Raw genomic sequence first — 5,000 nt, 5'->3', positions numbered from 1 at the left:
GTGGGCGCAGGAAGTTTGAGAGGAGTTGTCCTTAGTACGAGAGGACCGGGATGAACCGACCGCTGGTGTCCCAGTTGTGGTGCCAACCGCATCGCTGGGTAGCTATGTCGGGAAGGGATAAGCGCTGAAAGCATCTAAGCGCGAAGCCCACCTCAAGATAAGACTTCCCACACGGTCAACGTGGTAAGACCCCTTGTAGAAGACAAGGTTGATAGGCTGGAGGTGGAAGCGCCGCGAGGCGTGTAGCTGACCAGTACTAATCGGTCGAGGGCTTATCCTAAGTAGTTCAAAACTCACAATCATTTCGCATCCAGTTTTCAGGGAACACACAGCGGTAGATCGGTTAGAAGCCGCGACGTCCTGTCGCAACGCTGATCGACTGTACGTCTAGTGGTAATGTCGTGGAGGTCACACCTGTTCCCATCCCGAACACAGAAGTTAAGCTCCACAGAGCCAATGGTACTTGGACCGCAGGGTCCTGGGAGAGTAGGACGTCGCTAGGCAAAGAGGGAAAGACTCGATCTTCTAAGATCGGGTCTTTTTTGATGTTGTCTGATGAGTATATAGAAACAGTGCCGAGTTCGAAGCGAAGCGAAGAACCACCGGAGCGAAAGCGGAAGTATGGTACTTGGACCGCAGGGTCATGGGGGGTTGGATGTCGCTAGGCAAAGATGAGGGCCCTGTTCGATGAACGTGGTCTTTTTTTGTTATCAATTTTGCCATTGAAGAAGCGGATAACGCCGAGCAATAGGAGTTCATTTCAATGAAGTGGGTCGTTCTTCGTTGTCCAAGGTGAATAAATGTTAGCACCACGTTCAAAGCGGAGCGCAGAGCCTTGGATCATAAAGTGATCTCCTGAGACCTTTTATTCCAATTGCTTTGCATTTAGAACGCCGAGATGGAAAATGTGGGACTCAGTTCATTGAATTTTTGTCATCCGAGATCAATCGAAGAGCAGAGTCGCATGCGGGCCCTATGGAACGGGTTTTTATGAGGCCGGCTCAATGAACGAGGTTCGATTACGTAAGGGATTTCAGAATGTAGTAGCTCGGCCGCGTCAGGTAGGAGTAACCCAAGCGGGAAGGGGGATATAGAACATATGGTCCTGAAAAACTGAAACAGTAGGACGGTGTAGGGGGGATCAAAAAGTCCGAGTGCCATGAAACGGCTCTTTTTTGTGTGGGAAGGTCAAATGAAGTAGTTCCTCCGTTCAAAGCGGGGTGGTGTAGTGGATCTCGCTAGTCTTAGAATCCAAAAAAGGAATATGTACAGAGAACGTCGCGCGCTCGGCGTGAAGGATGCAGCATGGCTGAAGCTGGCCATTTCCATTCATAAAAAGCAGGCACATGACAGCAAAAAACGTCAAGAGTTTTCCACTTCCTTCTAGTATGATTCAAATAGGAGGTGGAGTCATGTACGTCATAGATCGCATGCAAAAGACGATTAACTACATCGAAGAACATATGCTATCTGACATCGCTCTGACCGACTTGGCAGAAGTGGCTGGTTATTCAGCTTATCACTTTCACCGCCTGTTTCAAATGACGGTGGGCATAGCGGTGATGACCTATATTAAGAATCGGAGACTCGACTTTGCCGCAAACGAATTGATCCGGACCAACCGCAAGATCCTAGATATCGCCTTGGCGTACGGTTTTGGGTCGCATGAGACGTTTACAAGAGCCTTCAAGCGCGCCTATCAAATCACACCGGGGGAGTATCGCAAACAAGGCCGTTATGTACAGGTCTTCCCGCGTGTAGACCTGGAGATTTCAAGTCTCCATTCCACAGGAGGAATTCAAATGACACCTACCATGCTCAACAAACAGGAAATCAAAGTGCTTGGCTATCTGGTACGCATTGAACAAAACGATGAACAAGGAAACAACATCCCTGCGTTCTGGCAGCGCTACATCCGAGAAGGGCTGGGGCACACGATCCCGAATCCGATCAACACAGATGTCGAATATGGCGTATGTGTTGATTACAACAGCGAGACGGGCGATTGCAGCTACTTGATCGGCATGGAAGTAGCAGAAGCTCCTACTTTACCGGAGGGAAGCGAACTCGCCTACCGCGTCATTCCGGCTGCTAGCTATGCGGTCTTTACCACGGCGCCTGTCTCCGATGAGAATTTCCCCGAGACGATCCAGCGAACGTGGGGCGCGATCTTTGATGAATGGCTTCCTACCTCGGGCTATAAAGTGGCCACCACCCCTGATTTTGAACTGTATGACGAGCGTTGTGCGATCCCGGATGCAAAGCAGATGGATATCTACCTCCCGATCGAAAAGGCATAAAGGAGATCGCAGAGAAAGGCGCAGCTAAGCATTTGGTTGCGTCTTTTTTTCTTCACCTAACACATATGAAAAAAGAAGCAATCAGTGTCCAAGCAGGAGTGAACAGTGGCTGAAATCACAGTTTGTCGATTTTTGTCGAAAAAAAGTGATTGTGCAGAGAGCTTGTCCATGATATTATAAGTCCTGTCGCCGCGAGAGATGCGGTTTACAAAACATGAACGATGCAACATGGAGAGATACCAAAGTGGCCAACTGGGGCGGACTGTAAATCCGTTGCGAAAGCTTCGAAGGTTCGAATCCTTCTCTCTCCACCATAGTGAGCCATTAGCTCAGTTGGTAGAGCAACTGACTTTTAATCAGTGGGTCGAAGGTTCGAGTCCTTCATGGCTCACCACTTTCACAAAAGAATAGATGTGCCCATAGCTCAGCTGGATAGAGCGTTTGACTACGAATCAAAAGGCCGGGAGTTCGAATCTCTCTGGGCACGCCATTTATTTTGGGGGTATAGCTCAGTTGGTAGAGCACCTGCCTTGCAAGCAGGGGGTCAGCGGTTCGAATCCGCTTATCTCCACCAATGTTCCTCGATAGCTCAGTTGGTAGAGCGCCCGACTGTTAATCGGATGGTCACAGGTTCGAGTCCTGTTCGGGGAGCCAGATACGCCTTTTTAGCTCAGTAGGTAGAGCGCATCCATGGTAAGGATGAGGTCATCGGTTCGATTCCGGTAAAAGGCACCATTGTATGGCTCGTTGGAGAAGCGGCTTAACTCACCGCCCTTTCAAGGCGGCATTCACGGGTTCGAATCCCGTACGAGTCACCATTTTGGAGGTTTAGCTCAGCTGGGAGAGCATCTGCCTTACAAGCAGAGGGTCGGCGGTTCGATCCCGTCAACCTCCACCATCTTTACGGAGCTGTGGTGTAGTGGCCTAACATGCCCGCCTGTCACGCGGGAGACCGCGGGTTCGAATCCCGTCAGCTCCGCCACTTTTTGTACAACCCAATATGGCTCGGTAGCTCAGTCGGTAGAGCAGAGGACTGAAAATCCTCGTGTCGGCGGTTCGATTCCGTTCCGAGCCACCAACTTAGAAAGACCTGATCTTAATTGATCGGGTCTTTTTTTTATCCGGTCATGCGCGTGCGGGAACAAAAACGTTAGAAAAATGGAGTTTGAGTGGGAAGCGAGTTTCTCAGCAAGGGCTATCGTTTCGTTTTGTTTGGGACTGAGGGTGGAGGCGATCAACGGGGCGTGATAAGGTAACTCTTGTCGCCGCGAGCGATACGAACGAATGCGATTCGGACATGCAGGTTACTGATTGCACACAGCAGTCGAAATCAGATTGATGATGAAAAAGTTTCTAGTTGACTTCTTGTGATGGAGCATGTTATATTAACACCTGTCGCCGCGAGAGATACGCGGTTGACGCGAGAAACAAACCGATTGATCCTTGAAAACTAAACGAGTGTTACAGAGATCTGATGCGAGTCAAGATACAAACTTTTTCAACTTTTATTGAGAGTTTGATCCTGGCTCAGGACGAACGCTGGCGGCGTGCCTAATACATGCAAGTCGAGCGGACCGGAGGGAGCTTGCTCCCAAAGGTTAGCGGCGGACGGGTGAGTAACACGTGGGCAATCTGCCCGACAGACTGGGATAACGCTTGGAAACGAGTGCTAATACCGGATAAGCGATTTCCTCGCATGAGGAGATCGAGAAAGAAGCTTTCGCTTCACTGTCGGATGAGCCCGCGGCGCATTAGCTAGTTGGTGAGGTAACGGCTCACCAAGGCGACGATGCGTAGCCGACCTGAGAGGGTGATCGGCCACACTGGGACTGAGACACGGCCCAGACTCCTACGGGAGGCAGCAGTAGGGAATCTTCCACAATGGGCGCAAGCCTGATGGAGCAACGCCGCGTGAATGATGAAGGCCTTCGGGTTGTAAAATTCTGTCTTCTGTGAAGAACAAGTGTGAGAAGGGAATGCTCACACCCTGACGGTAACAGAGGAGGAAGCCCCGGCTAACTACGTGCCAGCAGCCGCGGTAATACGTAGGGGGCAAGCGTTGTCCGGAATCACTGGGCGTAAAGCGCGCGCAGGCGGCCATCTGCGTCCGGGGTGAAAGCCCAAGGCTCAACCTTGGGACTGCCTTGGATACGGGATGGCTTGAGGATCGGAGAGGCAAGGGGAATTCCACGTGTAGCGGTGAAATGCGTAGAGATGTGGAGGAACACCTGTGGCGAAGGCGCCTTGCTGGCCGATTTCTGACGCTGAGGCGCGAAAGCGTGGGGAGCAAACAGGATTAGATACCCTGGTAGTCCACGCCGTAAACGATGAGTGCTAGGTGTTGGGGGGTACCACCCTCAGTGCCGAAGCTAACGCATTAAGCACTCCGCCTGGGGAGTACGGTCGCAAGACTGAAACTCAAAGGAATTGACGGGGGCCCGCACAAGCAGTGGAGCATGTGGTTTAATTCGAAGCAACGCGAAGAACCTTACCAAGACTTGACATCCCGCTGACCGGTTTAGAGATAGACCTTCCCTTCGGGGCAGCGGTGACAGGTGGTGCATGGTTGTCGTCAGCTCGTGTCGTGAGATGTTGGGTTAAGTCCCGCAACGAGCGCAACCCCTAAATTGTGTTGCCATCATTCAGTTGGGCACTCACAATTGACTGCCGGTGACAAACCGGAGGAAGGCGGGGATGACG

General features: G+C 51.4%; 2 protein-coding genes, 10 tRNA genes and 3 rRNA genes (2 of these 15 running past the window's edge). All 15 read left to right on the top strand.

Annotated features, from left to right (window positions below; translation table 11 throughout):
* Positions 1 to 280: ribosomal RNA gene (locus CIG75_RS20055) — 23S ribosomal RNA — on the top strand; it begins 2,650 nt to the left of the window's first position.
* Positions 281 to 386: 106 nt separating this feature from the next.
* Positions 387 to 503 (top strand): 5S ribosomal RNA (gene rrf, locus CIG75_RS20050).
* Positions 504 to 1,264: 761 nt separating this feature from the next.
* The gene (locus CIG75_RS21505; protein ID WP_265415051.1) at positions 1,265 to 1,387 is read left to right on the top strand and encodes a hypothetical protein; all 123 of its coding nucleotides are present in this window, start codon (positions 1,265 to 1,267) and stop codon (positions 1,385 to 1,387) included.
* 25 nt (positions 1,388 to 1,412) lie between these two features.
* A complete protein-coding gene (locus CIG75_RS20045; RefSeq protein ID WP_172844488.1) occupies positions 1,413 to 2,300 on the top strand; it encodes an AraC family transcriptional regulator in 888 nt (295 codons plus the stop codon).
* A gap of 230 nt (positions 2,301 to 2,530) precedes the next feature.
* A tRNA-Tyr gene (locus tag CIG75_RS20040) sits at positions 2,531 to 2,614 on the top strand.
* 4 nt (positions 2,615 to 2,618) lie between these two features.
* Positions 2,619 to 2,694 (top strand) — tRNA-Lys (locus CIG75_RS20035).
* Positions 2,695 to 2,713: 19 nt separating this feature from the next.
* A tRNA-Arg gene (locus CIG75_RS20030) sits at positions 2,714 to 2,790 on the top strand.
* Between the two features lie 8 nt (positions 2,791 to 2,798).
* Positions 2,799 to 2,874: transfer RNA gene (locus tag CIG75_RS20025), tRNA-Ala, on the top strand.
* 4 nt (positions 2,875 to 2,878) lie between these two features.
* Positions 2,879 to 2,954 (top strand) — tRNA-Asn (locus CIG75_RS20020).
* Between the two features lie 5 nt (positions 2,955 to 2,959).
* Positions 2,960 to 3,035 (top strand) — tRNA-Thr (locus tag CIG75_RS20015).
* Between the two features lie 6 nt (positions 3,036 to 3,041).
* Positions 3,042 to 3,118: transfer RNA gene (locus CIG75_RS20010), tRNA-Glu, on the top strand.
* 4 nt (positions 3,119 to 3,122) lie between these two features.
* Positions 3,123 to 3,198: transfer RNA gene (locus CIG75_RS20005), tRNA-Val, on the top strand.
* 7 nt (positions 3,199 to 3,205) lie between these two features.
* Positions 3,206 to 3,282: transfer RNA gene (locus CIG75_RS20000), tRNA-Asp, on the top strand.
* Positions 3,283 to 3,302: 20 nt separating this feature from the next.
* Positions 3,303 to 3,378, top strand: a tRNA-Phe gene (locus CIG75_RS19995).
* A gap of 426 nt (positions 3,379 to 3,804) precedes the next feature.
* Positions 3,805 to 5,000 (top strand): 16S ribosomal RNA (locus tag CIG75_RS19990) (it continues 349 nt past the right edge of the window).

The organism is Tumebacillus algifaecis, from assembly GCF_002243515.1.
GTDB lineage: Bacteria > Bacillota > Bacilli > Tumebacillales > Tumebacillaceae > Tumebacillus_A > Tumebacillus_A algifaecis.
The sequence above is the reverse complement of the archived record's forward strand: the minus strand, read 5'-3'. Positions and strand labels throughout refer to the sequence as shown.

What these genes read in the sequence shown, in the direction of transcription:
- CIG75_RS20045 (WP_172844488.1), top strand. Translation starts at nt 1,413, where the DNA reads ATGTACGTCATAGATCGCATGCAAAAGACGATTAACTACATCGAAGAA.
- CIG75_RS21505 (WP_265415051.1), top strand. Translation starts at nt 1,265, where the DNA reads ATGTACAGAGAACGTCGCGCGCTCGGCGTGAAGGATGCAGCATGGCTG.